The following is a 20,125-nucleotide window of genomic DNA, read 5'->3' on the forward strand; positions in this document are numbered from 1 at the left end:
TCTTGTGAATGGATCATTATGAATTGAGGCTATGACTGTTTCTCTCCGTATGTGTTTTCTTTCTTTCCTGCCAATACATCCAGATCACAAGGACAAAGCTGGCTAACGCAACCTCTGAAAGCGCCATAAACCCGATCGCGTATTGGCCTGTCGCCTGAAATACACTTGCCAGAATCAGCGGAGGGAAAAACCGCCCAGTCCGCCCATGGCAGACACAATACCGTTGGCAATCCCCGCTTGCTTCGAAAAATAGAAAGGCACCAGTTTAAATACCGTCCCGTTTCCAATCCCTGAGCAGACTGCCACCGTCAGCGATCCGAACGCATAAAGGCCGATCGCCGGGGAGAATGACAGCATGACGCCTGACAGCGTAAGCCCTGCGAAAACAAACATCAGAATGCGGAGCGGGCTCAGTTTATCTGCAAGAAACCCTCCCACAGGCCTGAGCAGCGTAGAGACCGCAATAAAGCCGGCCGTCCGCAGACCGGCATCCGCAGGGCTCAGCCCAAAATGCTCAACCAAAAAATTCGGAAGATAGATGGTAAAGGCGACAAAGGCGCCGAACGTAATAAAATAAAACAGGCTCAACATCCACAGCACATGATTTCGGTAAACGGCTTTCATTTGTGTCTTTATGGAAACTTTGACTTTCTTCTCATGCCGGTCGCCGAACAAAACGTGCAGTAATGCGAAAACAGCCAGCAAAACAAGATACATCTGCACGGTTGCTTTCCATCCCGCGGCTTGAGCGATAACCGGCGCGGCAAAGGTAGTAACGGCGGTCCCGATGTTTCCGGCACCGTAAATCCCATTGACGACACCGTGCTTTTCTTTCGGATAATATTTCGGGAGGGACGTCACTCCGATGGAGAATACCGCTCCCCCGATCCCTAAGAAAAAGCCGCCCGCAATTAAATCAAATAAAGAATCCGCGATACTGATCCAAAATACGGGAAACAAAAGCAGGATGAAGCTGATCATAAACATCAGCCGCGCGCCATACCTGTTCGTTAAATATCCTAAAGGAATACGGAGAAGCGATCCGAGAATAACGGGAATCGCCGTCACCAATGAAATCTCGCCTTTGCTTAAATGAATATCTGATGTCATTTGAGAAATGAGCGATGAAATCAGCACCCACACCATAAACCCTGCCACTAAGCTTAATGACTGCAACGATAATTGAGTATGTTGACGATTGATCATTCGGCTTGCCCCTTTCACTGATTCAATATCAGTCTTATCATACAAAAACTCAGTGTGCGGGATTGTGAATTACATCACACGCTTTATATGCAAAAAAAAAGAACAAAGCCCGAAGACTTTGTCCTTTGATCATCATTACATTTTTTCCGGAGCGGATACGCCGATCAGCTGAAGCGCATTGTTCAGCGTAATTTGCGTCGCCTTCATTAAAGCGAGACGCGCGCGGCTCTTCTCTTTATTTTCCGGATCGATGACTTTCTCCGCATTGTAGAAGCTGTGCAGAGCGGAAGCCAGATCATAAATATAGTTTGTGACACGGTGAGGAATGCGTTTTTCCGCCGCTTCTGCCACTGCTTCAGGGAAGCCGCCGATTGTTTTCAGCAGGTCATATTCTTTTTCTGATTGAATATGGCTGAAATCAAGATCTGCCGCCGGTTTAAGTCCCTGCTCCTCCCCTTGGCGAAGCATGCTGCAAATACGTGCATGTGCGTATTGCGCATAATACACAGGGTTTTCGTTAGATGTGGATACGGCAAGATCCAAGTCAAAATCCATATGCGTATCAGCGCTGCGCATCGCGAAGAAATAACGGACCGCGTCAAGGCCGACCTCTTCAATCAGGTCGCGCATCGTTACGGCTTTCCCCGTACGTTTGCTCATCTTCATTTTTTCGCCGTTTTTGTATAAATGAACGAGCTGAATGATCTCAACTTCCAATGTGCCTTTCTTGTAACCGAGCGCTTCAATCGCCGCTTTCATACGCGGAATATACCCGTGGTGATCCGCGCCCCATACATTGATGAGCTTGTCGAATCCGCGGTCAAGTTTGTCTTTATGGTATGCGATATCCGGCAGCAGATAAGTGTATGAGCCGTCTTTTTTGATCAGCACACGGTCTTTATCGTCGCCGAACGTTGTGGAGCGGAACCATGTCGCGCCGTCCTCTTCGTATACATGGCCCTTTTCGCGAAGCGCCTCGAGCGCCTGATCAATTTTTCCATTTTCGTACAGGGACGTTTCAGAATACCATACGTCAAACGGCACGCGGAAATTTTCCAGGTCGGAGCGAAGTTTATCAAGCTCGTACTTTAAGCCGTATTCACGGAAAAACGCCTGACGTTCGCTCTCCTCTTCATGTACGAAACGATCGCCGAAATCTTCGGCAAGCTTTTTCCCGATGGCGATAATATCCTCGCCGCGGTAACCGTCTTCCGGCATCGGTTTCTCGAGGCCGAGCGCTTCAAAATAACGGACTTCAACGGAAAGCGCCAGGTTGTTAATCTGGTTGCCCGCATCATTAATATAGTATTCACGGCTCACATCATAGCCCGCTTTAGAAAGCACGCTGCACAGCGCGTCACCTACCGCCGCGCCGCGCGCATGGCCTAAGTGAAGATCTCCCGTCGGGTTGGCCGATACGAATTCGACCTGAATCTTTTCGCCTTGTCCGATGTTTGTCTCTCCGTAATGTTCACCCGCTTCAAGCACGGACGGAATCAGTTTTGTTAAGTAGCTGTTGTTCATGTAAAAGTTGATAAAGCCGGGCCCCGCAATATCCATCTTTTCAATGGAAGCTTTGCCTTTATCAAATGACGCCACGATCTCCTCAGCGATTTGGCGCGGCGCTTTTTTTGCGATTCTCGCCAGCTGCATCGCCATGTTTGTGGAATAATCACCGTGTGTTTTGTCTTTCGGCGTTTCTAACAGTACGCTTGGAATCTGGCTTTCGTCCGCCAGGCCCGCTTTCAGAACGGCCGCTTTGATCTCTTCCTTCAGCACGTCCTTCATTTGTTCCGCAATATTCATGCGTGAGTTCCTCCCTCATACGTGATCGTCATATTATGTAAATGCTGCTGCTCGTCTCCGACATGCATGTCATATGCGATGCTGATTCGGCCTTTTTCTACACCGAGATCAGATTGAATCGATTTTGTGCTTGTTTGCAGCTCAAGCTCACCAAATGACATTTTATATTTCGCAATTGTGGAAGCTCCCGTTATGAAACGCTGATTCATTTTAACAGCGCCTGACCTCATGATCAGGACTTCGCCTTCGCTCACCTTCACAATCGTTTTTACTTTGCCTAGGTCGTGTTCTTCATAATAAGATAGATACACTTTTTGTTGTTTTACATAGTAAAATCCGGTAGTACGGAATTCGATGACTTCCTCATTTCCGTCATCCTCGATCACAGACTTCACATGGAGTGTTATCGGTGTCTCTTGTTTCATTTTGACACGTCCTTTTCATCATTCCACTTTGACTTGAATAGTATAATCCTTCAGTTTGTAAACTTCAACTGCTTCTATCTTACCATCATTGCTCATTAGATTTGAAGATAAACCTCATAAAAAGCAGTTCCTTATGAGAAGAGAAAATCATATCACGATGTCACCCAATCCGTGAAAAACATGACAGCAGCTTTTCAGAAACCCACACAGTCTCATCGAAGCTGCTGCGACTTCCAGCAACATAGATTGGGCAGCAGAAATGCCAACGATGTCAAAGCGCTGCGTGACAGCTATAAAAACGTCCGCCAAACACACGTGATGGCTGCTGTATTATGCCAAGTCATCATATTCGGCTGCGTGTTCGAAATCATCAAAGCCGTCCCTTTCCGCTTTCACACGCCCCTTGCCGTATCAATGGGACTCGCGGTGTTACTGATTTTGTATTTATCGTATTTTATACGGACGTACTTGCTGCAGCTTTTCCAGCATGGCAGCCTGTTCAAAAAAGGGCATGCGGGAGCGCTGACAGGAGCCGGGGGTTGGCGGATGTTCAGTTTCACCATAAGTGAACTGCTGTTTTTGATCATCCTGGCTGCCATCCGGCAGATCGGCTCATTTATTTATAAACGATTTTTTTATCGCAGCTCTGCTTCTCTCAACCTGTGAAATAAGCTACATCGCAATCGCTGACGGACCAGTCCCAACCGGAATCACCGTCATGGCTGTATAATCACTCGTGCGGTACACGGTTACGGTATTGTCGTCGGGCTGTGCTGCATAAATGTACTGATTATCAGGTGTTACGGCAAGGTCAAAGGCGCCGGGCAGAGACACGTTTGCAATGATCCTCTGTCCAGCCGTATTAACTACGTATAAGTTATTAATGAGAGACGGTTCACTATATGGCTCTAGAAAATAAGCCCTAGTGCTATCGCGAGAAAATACAATCGTCCTCAGAGTTTCAAATAAACGGTTGAAGCCGCCTCCCCTGCTTAATGGTGACAAACTGATCTCCGTTACACCTTTCGGCAGCAGCTCACCATTCAACACATACGCAAAATTTCCAGCGTAAGGAGTTGCAATTAAACTGGGAAATTCAAATGAATCTATGATACTTTCTACCAACTGCCCAGTATTTACATCATATTTATCAACCGACCAACTGCTTCCATTAGCGGTATAGACATACTGTCCATTCGGATCAAGAGCAAAGTCTAAAGCGCCGGGTATCGGAATGACATCAATGACCGATTGAGAGGCCGTGTTAATCACATATATAGATCCGGCGGCCATCACGTACGCGAACTCATCTGTTGGATCAAATTCGATCTTTCTCGGCCCTCCTCCAACAGTAATGGTATTTATGATGGTTAATGTTTTATTATCTAGCACTGAGACAAGGTTGGTATTCCCATGGAGGACATACGTGAAAGCTTTATCGAAAGTAACGCCTAGATTAGTTGGCACGTCAGAAAAAGGGATTGTTTTTACAACAGTGTTTAAATCTGAATCAATAACCGAAACCGTGCTGTCTCCTGAATTGGCTGTAAACACATACGATTGAGGGTCTGGTGATGGCGGTAAAATAAGTGTCCCGGTCACCGTAAGCGGACTGCCGTAGAAAGGCGGTACAATGAGAAGATCTTCCACTGTTATTTGACTGAAATCAGGACAGCGGCCAGACTGCGCTGCATAATAAACAACTTGATCAATCTCTTCAGTATGAATCACAGAAACAGACCCGTCCCCTTGTCCATATTGATTTCGCACAGGCGACACACTGACAAGAAGCGTAACGGTCCCTTTTACTCTCACGGCATATCGAACACCGATATCTTCTGGTTCCGGCCCAGTCTGGATTAAGCAAGGCTCACTGATACATAATAAATGATCAGTACTCCATGTGACCGTCGCAGCTGCTTCGGCAGAATCAATGGTGAACCCCTCGGGAATGTCAATCGGCGCTTGAAACGGCGCTTCTCTGCTAATTTCCTCATCACAAAAACAGAAACAATTTTCCTGTAAAGCAGACAGATCATTCTTTTTCATGAATTCACGTCCTTTTAGAAATGTACAGCATGCAGTTGATTAAATCACAATAGCTCCCGGTGAAACCCCAAGAGATATCACAGTTTCCACAGAATAATCATCCGTGTTGTAAACAGTGATGTTCTGCTCTATAAAATGAGCAGCATACAGAAATTCGCCATTCGGAGTAAACGCAAAGTCTCTTGCCGATTGCGGAACATTTCCTATAACGCCTGCACCATTCGGACTGACAGCATATAAATTTCCGGTGAAGCTGTCATGTAAATACACCTCTGATCCACTCGTAAACATTACATATTGACCATCAGGCTCCAGCTCTTGGGTAATGCTGATCGTAAACGTATTTAAGTCAATAACCGTCAAATAATTGAATAAGAATTCTTGTTCTAAGACATACGCATACCGCTCCGGCCAATTTGTTTCTATGGATGATACGATAAGCTCTCGTTCAATCGTTCCTGTGACTTCACCGGTGAATAGGTCCACTTTTTGCACTAAACCAAAATCAAGAACATAGGCGAATAACCCATTGGGATCAATTTCAAAATCAAATCCTTCCACAGGAATCGACCTATCCACAGTTAACGTATCAATTTCAATCACATAAATCGCAGTATCGCCGAGAACATAAGCAAACTCATGATTTGGGATACATTTTATCGATCTAGGCGGCTGATCAAGCAGTATGGATGCTGTCACTGTTAAAGTGTCATAATCGATGACAGAAATCACATTATTGTTGAAGTGCAAAACAAACACAGCGCTTTTATCCGGAATTATTTCAATACCTGTCGGCCGGTACGGCAGAGCAATCGTTGTCACAACAGTATGAGTGTTTGTATCAATCACAGAAACTGATTGATCATTTGGATTCGCTGTAAACGCATAAACGGGTTCCGGCTCAGGAACAAACACAATCGTGCCCGTCACCGATAAAGGACTGCCATAGAATGGCGGAACGACAATAAGGTTCTCGATCGTAATGTCACTGACATCCGGGCAATCATCGGGTTCATCAGAATAATAGACGACTTGGTCAATCTCTGCATTGCGGATGACAGAAACAGCCCCGTCCCCTTGTCCATATTGATTTCGCACTGGTGAGACACTGACGAGAAGCGTAACAGTTCCCTGCAGGCGCACTGCAAATTGAATACCGATTTCATCAGGCTCAGGCCCCGTCTCAATGAAACAGCGTTCAATTTCACAAGAAAGGCTCCCTGCATTCCACGTCACGTTTGCAACAGCTTCAGCCGGATCAACAACAAACCCCTCAGGCAATTCAATCGGCGCTTGAAACATCGCTTCACGGCTTGCTTCTTCCCCGCAAAAACATAAACATTCTTCTTGTGCGGCTCCTGCATTTTCTTTAAAGGAAAGCTTGTTATTTCTCATATCTTCACTTCCTTTTCAGACATACACTGCTCACGCAGATACAACAGAATATGGGAAGGTGTATTTGTTTGCTTGTACAAATTGCGGGGATAATAGTGGATTTTTGAAATGATATCCGCAGACATGCGGTTTTAACGAAAGAAAACATTGCGGTATTTTTGCGCTATCCTTCCGAATGAAAATGATAAAATATGTCATATACATAACGTGGAAGGGAGGGATTCGGAATAGTGGCGAGTGTTTTATCGTCTTCAGCGATTGGAGAAAAAATCAACGAATGGTATATGTACATTCGAAGGTTCAGCATCCCGGACGCCGAATACTTGCGGAGAGAAATCAAAGAAGAACTTGCAGGCCTTGAAGATGACCAGGATCTTCATCTGTACTATTCTCTCATGGAATTCCGCCACAATCTGATGCTCGAATACCTCGAACCGCTGGAATCGCAGCGGATAGAAGAACAGCCGAGACTATCGGATCTGCTCGCGGATATTGATAAAAAGCAGGCCCGGCTGACCGGACGGCTTGATTATTATTTTAATTTTTCCGGGGGATGTATGAGCTGGAATGCCGTGAATATCTTTCAGCGATTCAGTTTTTTAAGAAAGCTGAATATAAGCTGGATTTTGTCAAAGATTGTATCGAGAAAGCTGAATTTTATTTTAAGATGTCAGAGTCCTACTATTATATGAAGCAGACTTATTTTTCTATGGATTATGCCCGGCAGGCTTATAAAATTTATCATAAGCAGGAGGCATATAATATAAGGGTGCTTCAGTGCCATTCATTGTTCGCTACCAACTTTCTTGACTTAAAGCAATATGATGAAGCAATTCAGCATTTTAAAAAAGCTTATGCCATGGCAGAGGCAGAACAGCAGCCTCAATTAATGGGCCGGACTCTATATAATATCGGACTTTGTTTTAACAGCCAAGGAAATTACAAACCAGCCATTGATTACATAAAACAGGCAATAGCTGTTTTTGAAGATGGGAACATCATCACTTCTCTCCCGCAAGCCTATTTCTTAATCACACAAATACATTATAAAATCGGAAATATGGCCATAGCCAGACAATATCATGACAAAGGGGTATCTTATGCAGAGGAGGCAGAAGATTCCCTATATATAGTCGAATATGAATTTTTAGAATCTTTGTATGTCGATGAGCCTGATGAAGAAGCAATCATGGAATGTTTTGACTTTCTCAGAGATAAAATGATGTATGCTGATCTTGAAGATTTTGCCTTAGATGTGGCAAAATATTATCATGAAAGAGAGAATTTCGAGAAGGCTGCTGCATATTTTTTAAAGGTGGAAGAAACAAGACAGCAGATTCAAGGAGGTGTGAAGTTGTATGAAATTGAAGTATAAATTAGCACTTACTTGCTTGGCAGTAAGCACTGTTTTTGTTTCAGCCGACATCGCAAGTGCACCGGAACATCAATTTGAAATTGCTCAGCGCGGAATGATTTAAATGATAATTACTTTTAGGCTTGCAGGTTAAACTGCAAGCCGTTTTTTATATAAACAACTAATTTACAAAAACAAAAAACATACCTTAGAACTCAAATGTGTAAAAAGTATTTGACACTTATACATATATTATTTAAAATAAATATATATAAATTTGAAAATTTAAAATAAAAACAAAATAAGTTAAGGAGGGTTTTAGTGGATAACAATATAAAAAACTTAGAACAGCAGCTGATATTTCACAAAATGATCTGGCTAAGCTCTGCAATGTGACCAGGCAAACCATCAATGCAATTGAAAATAATAAATATGACCCGACTTTAAGTCTGGCTTTTTCGATAGCTCACGCTTTAAATACGGGAATAGATAAAGTATTCAACTATAACGCCAAAAAAATTAAGGGAGCGGTTCTTATGAAGAAAATGGATGAGATGCAAAAACACCAATCGGGTACAGCCGCCAGAATAGCATTTAGTTTTTATACTGTCGCTTTACTGATATGGTCATTAATAGATTATTTTAAAAACGGAAATACAGGATGGCAATTTCCGATTCTTTTAATAGGCTGCGCGCTCTATTTATGGATTCAAGTTTATCAAAATCGAAAAACAAGGTAACGATTTCAATACACTTCCGGAGGATTATACAGCAATGTACGAATACAAGTTCATAAAAGTAGAAGTAAACCGATGGAAAGGAAAGCCTAAAGAAGACTATAAATAAATTATTGAAAAGTATTCGCAGCAAGGGTGAAAGCTGGTTCAAATATTTGCTCCTGCTATTTCAGGCTATGGGGCAGCCGATTATTTTGATATTATTTTTGAAAAAAAAGTATAATGTTTCAGTACCAAAGAAAGCCGGATCATACATATGGTCCGGCTTTCTTTGTACGAAATAAGCCAGCAGATACTTTTACGGATTTCACCTCTTAACTATTATTTTTTCGGAAATCCGCAATTCAAATAGATTCCAATATATTTTATTATTTAACTTGCTGGGGATATTGAAAAAATTGGAGGAAAAAATGAATCTACTTTTAAAAACACAAAATAGTAAAGCGATTTTTACATTAGTAGCATCAGGAATCATTGTTCTCGCTCTTTTCAGTATGAAACATAATCATTTAAGCATGGATGTTATCGATATTTTAAACAGAGCTGGAATTATCGCTCCTAGTTGGATTGTCAGTGCTATCACCGCAACGGGTTCAGTTCTGGCTATCATTACTGTTTTAGGATCTCTTGGTGCGGGCTTGCCATTGGCCGTTTTAGAACAATTGGCTGCAGCAAGTACAGCAGCAGCATAATATAAAACATTAAATTCAATATCCCTGGCAGTCCCTTTAACGAATGGATGAAAATACATTGTTTAAAAAGAATGTTTTAGTCAAATTGTACATACTCTGTCTGATCTTATTTTTAATTGCTTTATTTACAGCATATTTTTATACAGATTCCGCTTCAAATGTAAATAATCTAAATCGAAATATCCGTCCGGATTTTTTTCAGATTTTCTTTAATAATATTAAAGTAGCGAGTCTGCTTGTTTTTTTAGGCCCGTTGACGCTGTCGCTTGGCACGGTTGCTGTTTTAATTATTAATGGATTAATTTTAGGAAATGCGATAGGAAACATTAAAAACAATTTAAACCTTTTACTGCTTGTTATACCCCATGGAATAATTGAAGTGCCGGTATTGCTTCTTGCAGCCTCTGTAGGAATGAAATTAACTTTAGATTTATTACTCCTCAAAATAAATTTGAAATTCACTTTTAAATATATTGGTATTATATTTCTCGGTTTAATGATAGCAGCTATGTTAGAAACATTTATTACACCTATCTTTATAAAAGGAGCCTCTTAGGATTATGCAAATTGAATTATCTTCATTTAAGGAACGAAACATTAATTTTTTGTCCTCGTTTTTGTTTTATATTATCGGGTTAGCTTTTTATTTAAGTTCCCTTTTACCTTTTATGAAAAGTTTAATTCCCAAAAACATCCCTATACAAGTTGTTGAGCAAGTAAAACATTTAGATTACATCATTGCAATAGCCGCACTGTTTCTTTTAATGTTCGGGGTCATTTTTGAAGGATTCGTATTATTTCTCATTATAAATTTTCTTGGCGCTCAAATTAAGATCAAAACTTTTTATTCCCTATTTATGTTTTCTAACATCCCGGTCGCAATTAAGTTTTTCTTATATCATTCAAAAATATTTTCGCAGAACATCCAAACACTAGTTTATTTTTCACAAGTAATCATTTGATTTTTTCTATCTTTGATTTGTTCAATATTGCATATTTATTTCTTTTGTTTATTCTTCTGAAATGGAGAACAAATTTGAACTACCTGACAATCTCAGTTTTTATTTTTACGGCATTCCTGTATAGAATGTTTTTTTAGCATATATAAATAAACCCCCTCAATAGGGGTTTTTCTTTCATTTTGTTCACTGTATACAATTCCTTTTATATGCTTCCGAAACAATACCGACTCTAGTACTCACATTCCACTTTTTACAAAGACCGGCTATGATATATTCGACATTACGCTGCGAGTAGTTTAATGACTTAGCGATCTCTTTATTAGGCTTTTCAGCAATTATCAGTTTAATTACTGAAATTTCAATCTTTTTTAATTCCAATTCATTTTCTACTGCTGTTTTCATTCTAACTTCCTTTCTAAAGATGTATTTACTAAATAATACCCTATTATATAATTTTTATCAATAACATCAATTATTAATAGTAAAATAATATATTGCTTTTACTAACTTCTAAGTAGTTTATATACAATATAAAAATCCCCCGCCATGTTTCAAGCGGGGGAAATTCTTTCTATTTCACAAACCCAAGCAGCATTTCACGGATCATCTTGCTTGCCGTGTTTGCTGTTTGTTCTGAGTGGTCATAGACCGGTGCCACTTCTACGAGGTCGGCGCCTTTTACGCTGACCTCTGAGCGCGCGATTTCATGGATGGACGCGAGCAATTCTTTAGACGTGATGCCTCCCGCGTCAACCGTGCCCGTTCCCGGCGCATGAGCGGGGTCAAGAACGTCGATATCGATCGTGACATAAACAGGGCGTCCCGCAAGCTGCGGCAGCACTTTTTTCAGCGGCTCAAGCACTTCAAACTTAGAAATGTGCATGCCGTTTTCTTTCGCCCATTCAAATTCTTCCTTCATTCCGGAACGGATGCCGAATGAAAATACGTTTTGCGGCCCGATGAGCTCAGCTGCTTTGCGGATCGGAGTAGAGTGGGAAAGCGGTTCGCCTTCATAATCCGTGCGCAGGTCGGTGTGCGCGTCAAAATGAATGATGGCAAGGTCCGGAAACTTCTTATACATGGCTTTTATGACAGGCCATGATACAAGGTGCTCCCCTCCCATGCCGAGCGGGAACTTGCCTTTTTCTAAGATGCCGTCCACATATTCTTCAATCATATCAAGGCTTCTTTGCGGATTGCCGAATGGAAGCGGAATGTCGCCGGCGTCAAAGAAATTCAAATCAGCCAAGTCACGGTCGAGGTACGGGCTGTATTCTTCAAGACCGATAGACACCTCGCGGATTCTCCCCGGGCCGAACCGTGAACCCGGACGGTAGCTGACCGTCCAATCCATCGGCATGCCGTAAAGGATGGCGTCCGCCTCTTTCCAGTCGGGGCGGCTTGCGATAAATACTTTTCCTGAATAAGCTTCATCAAATCTCATCAATAATACCCTCGCTTTCCTGTAAAAAAGCGCAAGATTCGCTCCTGCGCCGTACGTTTTTATTTGATTAAGTCGCTCACAAATTTCGGAAGAACAAATGCTGCTTTGTGAAGCTCTTTCGTGTAATACTTCGTGTCGATGTCGAAGAAACGGCTGTCCTCTACTTCAAGCGGATCGTACTTTTTAGAACCGATCGTAAATGTCCACAGGCCGCTCGGGTACGTCGGGATATTAGCCGTATACAGACGGGTGATCGGGAAGATTTCTTTCACGTCACGCTGTACGTTTGTAATCAGCTCCGGTGTAAACCACGGGTTGTCCGTCTGCGCGACGAAGATGCCGTCTTCTTTTAACGCCTTGGAAATTCCGGCATAGAAGCCTTTTGAGAACAGATTGACGGCCGGTCCGACCGGTTCTGTTGAATCAACCATGATAACGTCATACTCATTTTCTGATTTCGCGATATGCATGAAACCGTCATCGACTCTCACGTCGACGCGCGGATCATCAAGCTTGCCCGCAATGGACGGAAGGAATTTTTTAGAGTATTCAATAACCTTGCCGTCAATGTCGACAAGCGTCGCTTTTTTTACGCTTGGGTGCTTCAGAATCTCTCTGATGACACCGCCGTCTCCGCCGCCGACAACGAGAACGTTTTCCGGATTCGGGTGCGTAAATAACGGGACGTGCGCAACCATTTCATGATAGACGAATTCGTCTTTTTCAGAAGTCATGACCATTCCGTCTAAGAACAGCATGTTGCCGAATTCTTCTGTCTCCACCATTTCCAGATGCTGAAATTCCGTCTGTTCCGTATGTAATGTTTGTTTCACCTTTAATGTAATGCCGAAATTCTTCGTCTGCTTCTCCGTATACCAAAGCTCGCTCAATTGTCATCTCCCTTTCAAGGCTTATTTCATTTATTGTAAGCGTCTGTATCGCTTTTATTCCGGTTAAAATCTCATTTTCACCTAAGGAAAAAGTATAGAGGATGGAGGGGAAAAAGTAAAGAAGTGTCCGGTTTGATATGTTTAAAAAACCCCCTTTTTTCACATAATAATAGAATCATGAAAAAGGGGGTTCCCAAAAGTGGATAAAGTATCTGGAAAACAGCTCAGAATCACGTTCAAAATCATCCGCGCCTGCATCTTTCTGACACTGATCGGCGGAATGCTGGCCGGCGTCTGCTTCACATCCGTTCTTCTTGCAGCGAAATGGCAGGGCGCCCCCTCCGTCCGGGTTCCTCAGTCTACGATTCTTTATGCAAATGACGGCTCAAAGCTAGGTGAGACCGATTTCGGGGAAAAGCGCTACTGGGTCCGGTTAAAAGATATCAATCCGACAGCGGTGCAGGCCGCGATTGCGGTGGAGGATCAAAACTTTTACAATCACCACGGTTTTGATTACCGGCGGATGGCCGCCGCCGCGCTGGCTGACATAAAGGCAATGGCCAAGGTTCAGGGCGCCAGCACCATCACCCAGCAATACGCGAGAAATCTCTACCTTGAGCATGATAAAACATGGAAACGAAAATGGAACGAAGCATTTTACACGATCCGCCTTGAACAGAACTATTCTAAAAACGAGATTTTAGAAGGTTATGTAAATACGATATATTACGGCCACGGCGCATACGGAATTGAAGCCGCCTCCCGCCTGTATTTCGGCAAACACGCCAAAGATCTGAACGATGCGGAAGCCGTGCTTTTGGCGGGCATACCGAAAGGCCCGTCCGGCTATTCGCCATATGTCAGCGAAAAGAAGGCCAAACAGCGCCAGGAAACCATTCTCCGTCTGATGGCCAGACAAAAAATGATCTCAAAAGAAAAGGCGGAAAGGCTTAAGAAAACGCCGCTTGCCTATCAGCCGCTGAAAAGCAGAACCGCGGCGAAAACGGCGCCTTATTTTTACGATGATGCGATGAAAGAACTCGAGAAAAAGCTCGGCATGACGCGCGAACAGCTCGCAACGAGCGGATTGCGTGTTTATACAACGCTTGATAAGCGCATGCAGCGGATTGCGGAAAACACTGTGGCACATACGATCCGTACCGGCTCTGACATTCAGGTCGGCTTTTCCGCGATTGATCCGGCAACAGGGCGCGTGCTTGCGCTTCTCGGCGGACGTGACTACGAAAAAGCCCGTTTGACCGGGCGACACAGGCGAAACGGCAGCCGGCTTCCACGATCAAGCCGCTTTTGTACTACAAAGCGATTCAAAGCGGCTTTACACCGGTCACGCTGATGAAAAGCGAAGCCACTGAGTTCCAGATTGACGAAAACGGAGATACCTATTCTCCAAGCAATTACAACGGCTACTACGCCAATAAACCGATTACGCTGCTTCAGGCGCTTGCGTTATCAGACAACATCTATGCCGTGAAGACCCATCTCTTTCTCGGCATGAATAAGCTCGTGTCGGCGGCAAAGGAATTCGGCATCAGCGAACATTTAAAGCCCCTTCCGTCTCTGGCGCTCGGAACTGAACCCGTGCGCCCGATTGAGATGGTTAATGCCTACGCGATGCTCGCAAACGGGGGAAAACAAATCACCCCTTCCTTTATCACAAAAGTGACGGATACCGCCGGCAACGTCTTGTATGAACAGCCGCGCGGACATCAGCAGACGCTTGATAAAAAAGCCGCTTTTGTGACGGCGAGCATGATGACGGGCATGTTTGATCAAGATTTAAACGGCTATACTTCCGTCACGGGACGCACCATTTCAGACAGGCTGACCCGGACGTACGGCGGGAAATCAGGCACGACCAGCGCAGACAGCTGGATGATCGGCTTTAATCCGGCACTTGCCGCCGGTGTGTGGACAGGCTATGACAAAAGCAGCACGATTGATTCAGTAGAAGAAAAAAGCTATGCGAAGACGATTTGGGCGGACTTTATGGAGAAGGCGCTCGAAGGAGAACCGGAAATAGCGCTTAAACCGCCGAAAGGCGTCACGGGCGTCTATATTGACCCCGCTTCCGGCTACACATCGGGACCCGGATGCGCCGCAAAGCATTATACGTATTTCATCGCAGGCACTGAGCCCGCGGATGTGTGCTACGGACCGGAACCGTCTAAAAAAGAAAAGGAACACGTCCCCGCCCGTAAAGAAGCTCCGCGCAAAAAGTGGTGGGATAAGTGGCTCGGCAAAAAAGACTGAGCCCGGTGCATTGCGCGCCGGGCTTTAATCCGCGTCTTCCTCAAGCACCCACGGGAGCAAGAGTGAAAAGTCGAGATGGATAATAGGGTCAGGAAAACCCTTCGGTATAAAAAATGTTGTACTCGCCAATGAAAACGAAAAGCGGATATCTCCCGCCCTCTCGATATGAAACTTTGGCCAGCCTTCCCTAAGCCTGCCGACAATCGGATAGCTGCCCGCATAATGATGCAGGCCGTTTTCCTTTCCATGCTCCCCCAAATCGTGACAGACAGCCAGACGAATCCCAAACTGCGTAAACAATCTTGTTTTCTCGGCGGGAAGGAGATTCACCGCCTCGGAAAAGTTCCGGCAGCTCCCGCATTCGCAGGGATCAGGCCATGATTTTTCATATTGTTTTCTCGTTTCCGCCGTATCTGCTTCAATGACCCAAGGCCCGATGTCAAAGACGGTGAACATGATGAAACCTCCGCGTAAACATGAAAAACCCCGAGTCTTGGTTCGGCTCGGGACTTTCCATGTCCTGATTCTGTATCAACAGTTTACTCAGTACAATTGCGAAATAGTGCAAATATTTATAAAGTTCACAAAAAGTTCACAAATTATTTTTCGCCCGGAAGCAGACCCGTTTTCAATTCATCGGATGAACGTTCCCAGAGCCCTGGGTCATGCTTCTGCAGAAATTCAGCAAGCACCTGCTTTGAGCTGGCGTCCATTTTGTCCACGATAATGCGGCGCTTCATTGATTTATCCATTAAATTCACATGCTCCGGCAATGACTTATAGCCTCTGCGGATACTTCTGTCCACGGTCATTTCACAAGCCGTCACACCCGCGTAATAAGGGCCTTCTTCTTTTCTGTCGATGGTGACCCACACGAGCCAGTACGGTTTTCCGTTCGGCACTTCATCTTTGTTCGGCAGGAATTTGATGCCTTTTTCAACGACACTGCGGGCATGCATTGCGCCGATGTCAACGAAGGCTTCCTTCTCTTCCACATCGACAAATACCGGAGATATATTGTCAAGGCTCAGCGACCCGGCGCCGAAACCGCCATGTCCGTCGGTCGGATCACTTTTAATAATATTAAATCCGATTGTTTTCTTCTTTTTTTCTTCCATGAAAATACCCTCCTACAAAAGCGGTTGAAATATAATGGCAAATACCTTGAGAATCCAGTCTCTCCCCTCGCTTAGCAGCGGCCACACCACATAGGAGCCGACCGGTGTCACAAACAGCACGAGAAACACGATAATCCCGTAGCTCTCAAACTGAGTCATTTTGGCGCGCACCCGCGGCGGCACGAGATCCTCAATAATCCGGTAGCCGTCAAGCGGAGGAAGCGGCAGCAGGTTGAATAAACACAGCGCGAGATTCAGCTGAATCCAAATAGAGAAAAAGCGGTCAAGCCCCATGCTGAATGCAGAAAGCAGCTCCATTCCGTAAGCATGCATCAACACTAGCAAAAAGAAACCGATAAAGGCAAGAAGCAGGTTGCTTACGGGCCCGGCGACGGAAACCAGCACTCCCGCCAGCCGCGGTCTTTTAAAGGCGCGGCGGTTCACCGGCACCGGACGGGCCCAGCCGAAACCCGCGACCAAAATTAGAATCGTTCCGAAAACATCAAGATGTTTAATCGGATTGAGCGTTAATCTGCCCTGTCTCGCCGCGGTATCGTCTCCGAACCGATACGCGACATACGCGTGCGCCAGTTCATGCATCGTAAATGCCACGATCAGCGTAATCACGACATAGGGCATAAGCTCCAGCGGATAATATAAAAATCTGTCCAAATGTCAAAATCCCCTTTTTTAAAAAATGCAAGATTGTCCTTCATTCAGTATACTATAAGTGATCTCTCTTCCAAAGAGAGGAAACGATAAAGGAGGACAGCACCATGCCGCTCGTAACCGTTAAAATGCTTGAAGGCCGCACAGATGAACAAAAACGGAATCTGGTTGAAAAAGTGACCGAAGCCGTAAAAGAAACGACAGGCGCAGCCGAAGAAAAGATCATTGTCATGATTGAAGAAATGAGAAAGGATCATTACGCCGTCGCCGGCAAACGGATCAGCGATACGGAGTAATCCTTGATAATGGCCGGCGCTGCTATGTCAGGCCGGCTTATTTCACAACCTTTTCAACCAGGCTGAAAAAGATTTTCTTTTCTTCCTCTGTCAATGCTTCGAACAGTTCGTCAATCAGCAGCTGCCGGTTTTCAATCATTTGCATGGCCGCCATTTTTCCCGATTCGGAAAGCGTCATCCATACCGTGCGGCGGTCTTCATTGTTTCTCGACCTTTCCACGAATCCTTCTTTTTCTAAATGATTGAGAGCGGTTGTCGTGGCGGAAGGCGATAATGTGACCTCCTGTAATATATCTTTAATCGTGCATGTGCCGTGCCGGTAAATAATCCTCAGAATAAATCCTCTGATATTGTTTATACTCTTCGGAATTGTCGCCTCATCAAGCTTTTTCGTGCTCTTTAAATATTTCGTGAGCGCGTAATCCAGTACATTTGCTTGCAAGTTATCGTGCTTCATGCAGAAACTCCCCATTTCAAGATGCATCCATCATCATTTGTTTGTTTTTTATTACATTTTACTGATACCTTACGGAGAAAGTCAAAATTCCGGCCGGAATGCCCGCAACTTTTATCCTGCCCTGCACAGGCTTTTGTCTCCCTCTTTTTTACCATATCCTTTTATGCAATGCTGGTTTTATAGACACGATTCAGGTAAAATCATTAAGGGTGACTGCGTTTGACGGAAAGGATAATCTGATCGGATGCGGCAGACAATATGATTGGAAAAGAAAAGAAACGGAACAGACGGGGAAACAGAACACAGGATTGTCGATTACACAGAAGATGTGACACGGGTAAAAGCCAAAGAGTCCCTCTTGGCTTTTGCTTTTGGATGGAGGGATGCGTGTTGCGGAATATCCTACAAAAAAAAGACATCACCCAGCTGCTTGAACAAAGCAGAAACAGGCAGACTGCCAAAACAATGGGTGGATTTGATTTAACATTACTGGGCATCGGCGCCGTCATCGGGACGGGCGTCATGGTTCTTACAGGCATTACGGCCGCGAAAAACGCCGGGCCTTCCGTAATCTTTTCTTTTATCATTGCAGCCGTTGTCTGCAGCCTTGCAGCATTATGTTACGCCGAAATCGCTTCTGTTCTCCCGGTTTACGGAAGCGCCTATATTTACTCTTATACCACCATGGGAGAAATTGTCGGCCATTTAATGGGCTGGACGCTCTTATCCGTTTATATGGTGACGGCGTCGGCGGTGGCAAGCGGCTGGTCAAGTTATTTTAATAATCTGTTAGCCGAAATCGGCACGCCTTTGCCGGACAGTCTGCTGCACGTGCCGAGCCAGGGGGGCATCGTCAACCTTCCTGCCATCATCATTACTCTATTAATTGCCGTCGTTCTGTCACGCGGCTCTAAAGAGAGCAAAACCTTTAATAATATAATGGTTCTCGTAAAAATCGGAATTGTTTTGCTGTTTATCATCACAGGAAGCTTTTTTGTAAAGCCGGGCAATTGGCATCCTTTTATGCCTTTTGGAATCAAAGGCGTCATTACGGGGGCTTCTGCCGTCTTTTTTGCGTTTCTCGGGTTTGACGCGATTTCGGCTTCGGCTGAAGAAGTCAAAAAACCGCAGCGCAACCTGCCGATCGGTATTATCGGTTCACTGGTGATCTGTACATTGGTATACGTCATCGTCTGTCTCGTCATGACGGGTATGGTTCCGTATTCACAGCTTAATGTGCCGGAAGCCATGTCTTATGTGCTGCAGACTGTCGGACAAAACGCGGTGGCGGGCATTATCGCTGCCGGTGCGGTGATCGGACTGATGGCCGTCGTTCTCGCCCATACCTATGCGGCGACCCGTATATCTTTTGCGATGGCAAGAGACGGAATGCTGCCGAAAGTCTTTACCATTGTCGGAAAGAAATCGGGAGCGCCGATCTTTAATACGTGGCTGATCGGACTGATCAGCGCATGCATCGCGGGTTTTGTTGATCTGAAAGAGCTGTCAGATCTCTCAAACATCGGCGCGCTATTGACATTTGCCATGGTCAGTCTGTCCGTGCTGATTCTGCGCCGCACCCATAAAGATCTTCCACGGGGATTTAAAGTGCCTTTTGTACCCGTACTGCCGATTTTGGCCATTATCTGCTGTTTGTTTTTAATGGTCAATCTGCCGCTGAAAACGTGGCTTTATTTTGCCGTCTGGCTGATCATCGGCGTCATCGTTTACTTTTTATATTCGTACAAGCACAGCAAATTGAGACAATAAACAAAACCAGGCCCGCTTTATCGCGGCCTGGTTTTTTCATAAAAAAAGACGAAAGCCATCGCCTTTAACAAATGTGTTTCAGCTCTTCTATGTAGTGAAGCGCCTCATCATATTCTTCATCCGTATATTTCTGTTTGCTTTTTATCGTAAACACTTTCTCTTTCTTTTCCTCAGCTTCAAGGCCGTCAAAATACAAAATCGTAGACACCAGCTCCAGAAACCGGGATGAGCGGCTGTTGACGCTGTCGATGTACTTCTTCATATCCGGCATCGTAAGCTCCGCATGATGTAAAAACTCGGCTCCCGTCTCCGTCAGCGAGTACCGGTATTGAAAGTAGCCGCCCTTTTTTTCCTTCACCTCATCCAGAAACCCAAGATTGCACAGCTCTTCAATTCGAAGCGTCAGTTCTTCGGAATACGGGCCGTAAAAATGAAAATCATATTTTTCGTAGAAAGGATACTGCATTTTCTTCGCGATATAAATGATTTTCTGCAGCTTTTTCCGCCCGATGATTTCTCCAGAATCCGAGAACACCTTCATCAGTTTTGCATGTTCTTTCAACAAATTCCCGACATCTCCTTTT

The 20,125-nt window shown here is 44.6% G+C and carries 18 protein-coding genes and 6 pseudogenes; 11 read left to right on the forward strand and 13 right to left on the reverse strand.

What is annotated here, in order from left to right:
• Window positions 1-16: 16 nt before the first annotated feature.
• The 3 genes and pseudogenes from narK to D368_RS01240 form a co-directional block, all read right to left on the reverse strand.
• A pseudogene (gene narK, locus D368_RS01230) lies at window positions 17-1,206 on the reverse strand (nitrate transporter NarK).
• A gap of 135 nt (window positions 1,207-1,341) precedes the next feature.
• Window positions 1,342-3,012 (reverse strand): arginine--tRNA ligase, encoded by a 1,671-nt coding sequence (gene argS / locus D368_RS01235; RefSeq protein WP_043020956.1) that lies wholly within the window; start codon window positions 3,010-3,012, stop codon window positions 1,342-1,344.
• Entirely contained in the window at window positions 3,009-3,437 is a 429-nt protein-coding gene (locus D368_RS01240; protein WP_031379330.1) for a YwiB family protein, read from the reverse strand. Before D368_RS01240 ends, argS begins: the two co-directional genes overlap by 4 nt.
• Before the next feature lie 153 nt (window positions 3,438-3,590).
• Here D368_RS01240 and D368_RS01245 point away from each other — a divergent pair.
• A pseudogene (locus tag D368_RS01245) lies at window positions 3,591-4,103 on the forward strand (bacteriocin biosynthesis protein AlbG); the annotation flags it as partial.
• Between the two features lie 6 nt (window positions 4,104-4,109).
• On the opposite strand, the gene D368_RS01250 reads toward D368_RS01245, so the two are convergent.
• Both D368_RS01250 and D368_RS01255 read right to left on the reverse strand, forming a co-directional pair.
• Entirely contained in the window at window positions 4,110-5,486 is a 1,377-nt protein-coding gene (locus D368_RS01250; RefSeq protein WP_128574483.1) for a YncE family protein, read from the reverse strand.
• A gap of 39 nt (window positions 5,487-5,525) precedes the next feature.
• Window positions 5,526-6,881 carry a YncE family protein gene (locus D368_RS01255; protein ID WP_071392426.1) on the reverse strand — a complete coding sequence of 452 codons (1,356 nt, stop codon included), beginning with the start codon at window positions 6,879-6,881 and terminating at the stop codon, window positions 5,526-5,528.
• Window positions 6,882-7,111: 230 nt separating this feature from the next.
• Here D368_RS01255 and D368_RS01265 point away from each other — a divergent pair.
• The 7 genes and pseudogenes from D368_RS01265 to D368_RS01295 all read left to right on the forward strand — a co-directional run bounded on the left by D368_RS01265 (window position 7,112) and on the right by D368_RS01295 (window position 10,220).
• A pseudogene (locus tag D368_RS01265) lies at window positions 7,112-8,256 on the forward strand (response regulator aspartate phosphatase).
• Window positions 8,240-8,359, forward strand: a complete 120-nt coding sequence (locus D368_RS01270) for a PhrC/PhrF family phosphatase-inhibitory pheromone (protein ID WP_069473622.1) — start codon at window positions 8,240-8,242, stop codon at window positions 8,357-8,359. The pseudogene D368_RS01265 and the gene D368_RS01270 overlap by 17 nt, the downstream one beginning before the upstream one ends.
• 197 nt (window positions 8,360-8,556) lie before the next feature.
• Window positions 8,557-8,756: pseudogene (locus D368_RS01275) on the forward strand (helix-turn-helix transcriptional regulator); the annotation flags it as partial.
• A 15-nt stretch (window positions 8,757-8,771) separates the two neighbouring features.
• Window positions 8,772-8,975 carry a hypothetical protein gene (locus D368_RS01280; protein WP_069473623.1) on the forward strand — a complete coding sequence of 68 codons (204 nt, stop codon included), beginning with the start codon at window positions 8,772-8,774 and terminating at the stop codon, window positions 8,973-8,975.
• A 34-nt stretch (window positions 8,976-9,009) separates the two neighbouring features.
• Window positions 9,010-9,195, forward strand: a pseudogene (locus D368_RS01285) (DUF4177 domain-containing protein).
• A gap of 187 nt (window positions 9,196-9,382) precedes the next feature.
• Window positions 9,383-9,664, forward strand: a complete 282-nt coding sequence (locus tag D368_RS01290; RefSeq protein ID WP_014306021.1) for a hypothetical protein — start codon at window positions 9,383-9,385, stop codon at window positions 9,662-9,664.
• A gap of 43 nt (window positions 9,665-9,707) precedes the next feature.
• The gene (locus tag D368_RS01295) at window positions 9,708-10,220 is read left to right on the forward strand and encodes a stage II sporulation protein M (protein ID WP_069473625.1); all 513 of its coding nucleotides are present in this window, start codon (window positions 9,708-9,710) and stop codon (window positions 10,218-10,220) included.
• 589 nt (window positions 10,221-10,809) lie between these two features.
• Here D368_RS01295 and D368_RS01305 read toward each other — a convergent pair.
• From D368_RS01305 to speE, 3 genes are all read right to left on the reverse strand, one after another.
• Window positions 10,810-11,028, reverse strand: coding sequence for a helix-turn-helix transcriptional regulator (locus D368_RS01305; protein ID WP_003151056.1), 219 nt, complete (start codon window positions 11,026-11,028; stop codon window positions 10,810-10,812).
• Between the two features lie 169 nt (window positions 11,029-11,197).
• Window positions 11,198-12,070 carry an agmatinase gene (gene speB, locus D368_RS01310; protein WP_003151054.1) on the reverse strand — a complete coding sequence of 291 codons (873 nt, stop codon included), beginning with the start codon at window positions 12,068-12,070 and terminating at the stop codon, window positions 11,198-11,200.
• Between the two features lie 59 nt (window positions 12,071-12,129).
• On the reverse strand, window positions 12,130-12,960 hold the full coding sequence (gene speE, locus D368_RS01315) for a spermidine synthase (protein ID WP_003151052.1): 831 nt from the start codon (window positions 12,958-12,960) through the stop codon (window positions 12,130-12,132).
• 199 nt (window positions 12,961-13,159) lie between these two features.
• Between speE and D368_RS01320 the strand changes: the two are divergent.
• Window positions 13,160-15,231 (forward strand): annotated as a pseudogene (locus tag D368_RS01320) (transglycosylase domain-containing protein).
• A 24-nt stretch (window positions 15,232-15,255) separates the two neighbouring features.
• Here D368_RS01320 and D368_RS01325 read toward each other — a convergent pair.
• The 3 genes from D368_RS01325 to D368_RS01335 form a co-directional block, all read right to left on the reverse strand.
• Window positions 15,256-15,687, reverse strand: coding sequence for a hypothetical protein (locus D368_RS01325; RefSeq protein ID WP_069473626.1), 432 nt, complete (start codon window positions 15,685-15,687; stop codon window positions 15,256-15,258).
• 143 nt (window positions 15,688-15,830) lie between these two features.
• Window positions 15,831-16,349 carry a YwhD family protein gene (locus tag D368_RS01330; RefSeq protein WP_031378564.1) on the reverse strand — a complete coding sequence of 173 codons (519 nt, stop codon included), beginning with the start codon at window positions 16,347-16,349 and terminating at the stop codon, window positions 15,831-15,833.
• A gap of 12 nt (window positions 16,350-16,361) precedes the next feature.
• Complete coding sequence (locus tag D368_RS01335; RefSeq protein ID WP_003151043.1) at window positions 16,362-17,021, reverse strand: site-2 protease family protein; 660 nt, start codon at window positions 17,019-17,021, stop codon at window positions 16,362-16,364.
• A gap of 104 nt (window positions 17,022-17,125) precedes the next feature.
• Here D368_RS01335 and D368_RS01340 point away from each other — a divergent pair, with 104 nt between their 5' ends.
• Complete coding sequence (locus tag D368_RS01340) at window positions 17,126-17,314, forward strand: 2-hydroxymuconate tautomerase (protein WP_003151042.1); 189 nt, start codon at window positions 17,126-17,128, stop codon at window positions 17,312-17,314.
• 37 nt (window positions 17,315-17,351) lie between these two features.
• Here the strand turns inward: D368_RS01340 and D368_RS01345 are convergent, their stop codons facing one another.
• A complete protein-coding gene (locus D368_RS01345) occupies window positions 17,352-17,771 on the reverse strand; it encodes a MarR family transcriptional regulator (RefSeq protein WP_003151040.1) in 420 nt (139 codons plus the stop codon).
• A gap of 390 nt (window positions 17,772-18,161) precedes the next feature.
• Between D368_RS01345 and D368_RS01355 the strand changes: the two genes are divergently transcribed.
• A complete protein-coding gene (locus D368_RS01355) occupies window positions 18,162-19,541 on the forward strand; it encodes an amino acid permease (protein WP_032862558.1) in 1,380 nt (459 codons plus the stop codon).
• A gap of 64 nt (window positions 19,542-19,605) precedes the next feature.
• Here the strand turns inward: D368_RS01355 and D368_RS01360 are convergent, their stop codons facing one another.
• Window positions 19,606-20,106 (reverse strand): YwgA family protein, encoded by a 501-nt coding sequence (locus D368_RS01360; RefSeq protein ID WP_007407653.1) that lies wholly within the window; start codon window positions 20,104-20,106, stop codon window positions 19,606-19,608.
• Between the last annotated feature and the right edge of the window lie 19 nt (window positions 20,107-20,125).

This window comes from Paenibacillus lentimorbus NRRL B-30488, assembly GCF_000411595.1.
GTDB classification, from domain to species: Bacteria; Bacillota; Bacilli; order Bacillales; family Bacillaceae; genus Bacillus; species Bacillus velezensis.

Bases quoted from the DNA above. Each gene is read 5' to 3' on its own strand.
- D368_RS01240 (WP_031379330.1), bottom strand. From the start codon at position 3,437: ATGAAACAAGAGACACCGATAACACTCCATGTGAAGTCTGTGATCGAG.
- D368_RS01295 (WP_069473625.1), top strand. From the start codon at position 9,708: ATGGATGAAAATACATTGTTTAAAAAGAATGTTTTAGTCAAATTGTAC.
- D368_RS01330 (WP_031378564.1), bottom strand. From the start codon at position 16,349: ATGGAAGAAAAAAAGAAGAAAACAATCGGATTTAATATTATTAAAAGT.
- D368_RS01345 (WP_003151040.1), bottom strand. From the start codon at position 17,771: ATGAAGCACGATAACTTGCAAGCAAATGTACTGGATTACGCGCTCACG.
- D368_RS01270 (WP_069473622.1), top strand. From the start codon at position 8,240: ATGAAATTGAAGTATAAATTAGCACTTACTTGCTTGGCAGTAAGCACT.
- speB (WP_003151054.1), bottom strand. From the start codon at position 12,070: ATGAGATTTGATGAAGCTTATTCAGGAAAAGTATTTATCGCAAGCCGC.
- argS (WP_043020956.1), bottom strand. From the start codon at position 3,012: ATGAATATTGCGGAACAAATGAAGGACGTGCTGAAGGAAGAGATCAAA.
- D368_RS01340 (WP_003151042.1), top strand. From the start codon at position 17,126: ATGCCGCTCGTAACCGTTAAAATGCTTGAAGGCCGCACAGATGAACAA.
- D368_RS01290 (WP_014306021.1), top strand. From the start codon at position 9,383: ATGAATCTACTTTTAAAAACACAAAATAGTAAAGCGATTTTTACATTA.
- D368_RS01305 (WP_003151056.1), bottom strand. From the start codon at position 11,028: ATGAAAACAGCAGTAGAAAATGAATTGGAATTAAAAAAGATTGAAATT.
- D368_RS01280 (WP_069473623.1), top strand. From the start codon at position 8,772: ATGAAGAAAATGGATGAGATGCAAAAACACCAATCGGGTACAGCCGCC.
- D368_RS01255 (WP_071392426.1), bottom strand. From the start codon at position 6,881: ATGAGAAATAACAAGCTTTCCTTTAAAGAAAATGCAGGAGCCGCACAA.
- D368_RS01250 (WP_128574483.1), bottom strand. From the start codon at position 5,486: ATGAAAAAGAATGATCTGTCTGCTTTACAGGAAAATTGTTTCTGTTTT.
- D368_RS01325 (WP_069473626.1), bottom strand. From the start codon at position 15,687: ATGTTCACCGTCTTTGACATCGGGCCTTGGGTCATTGAAGCAGATACG.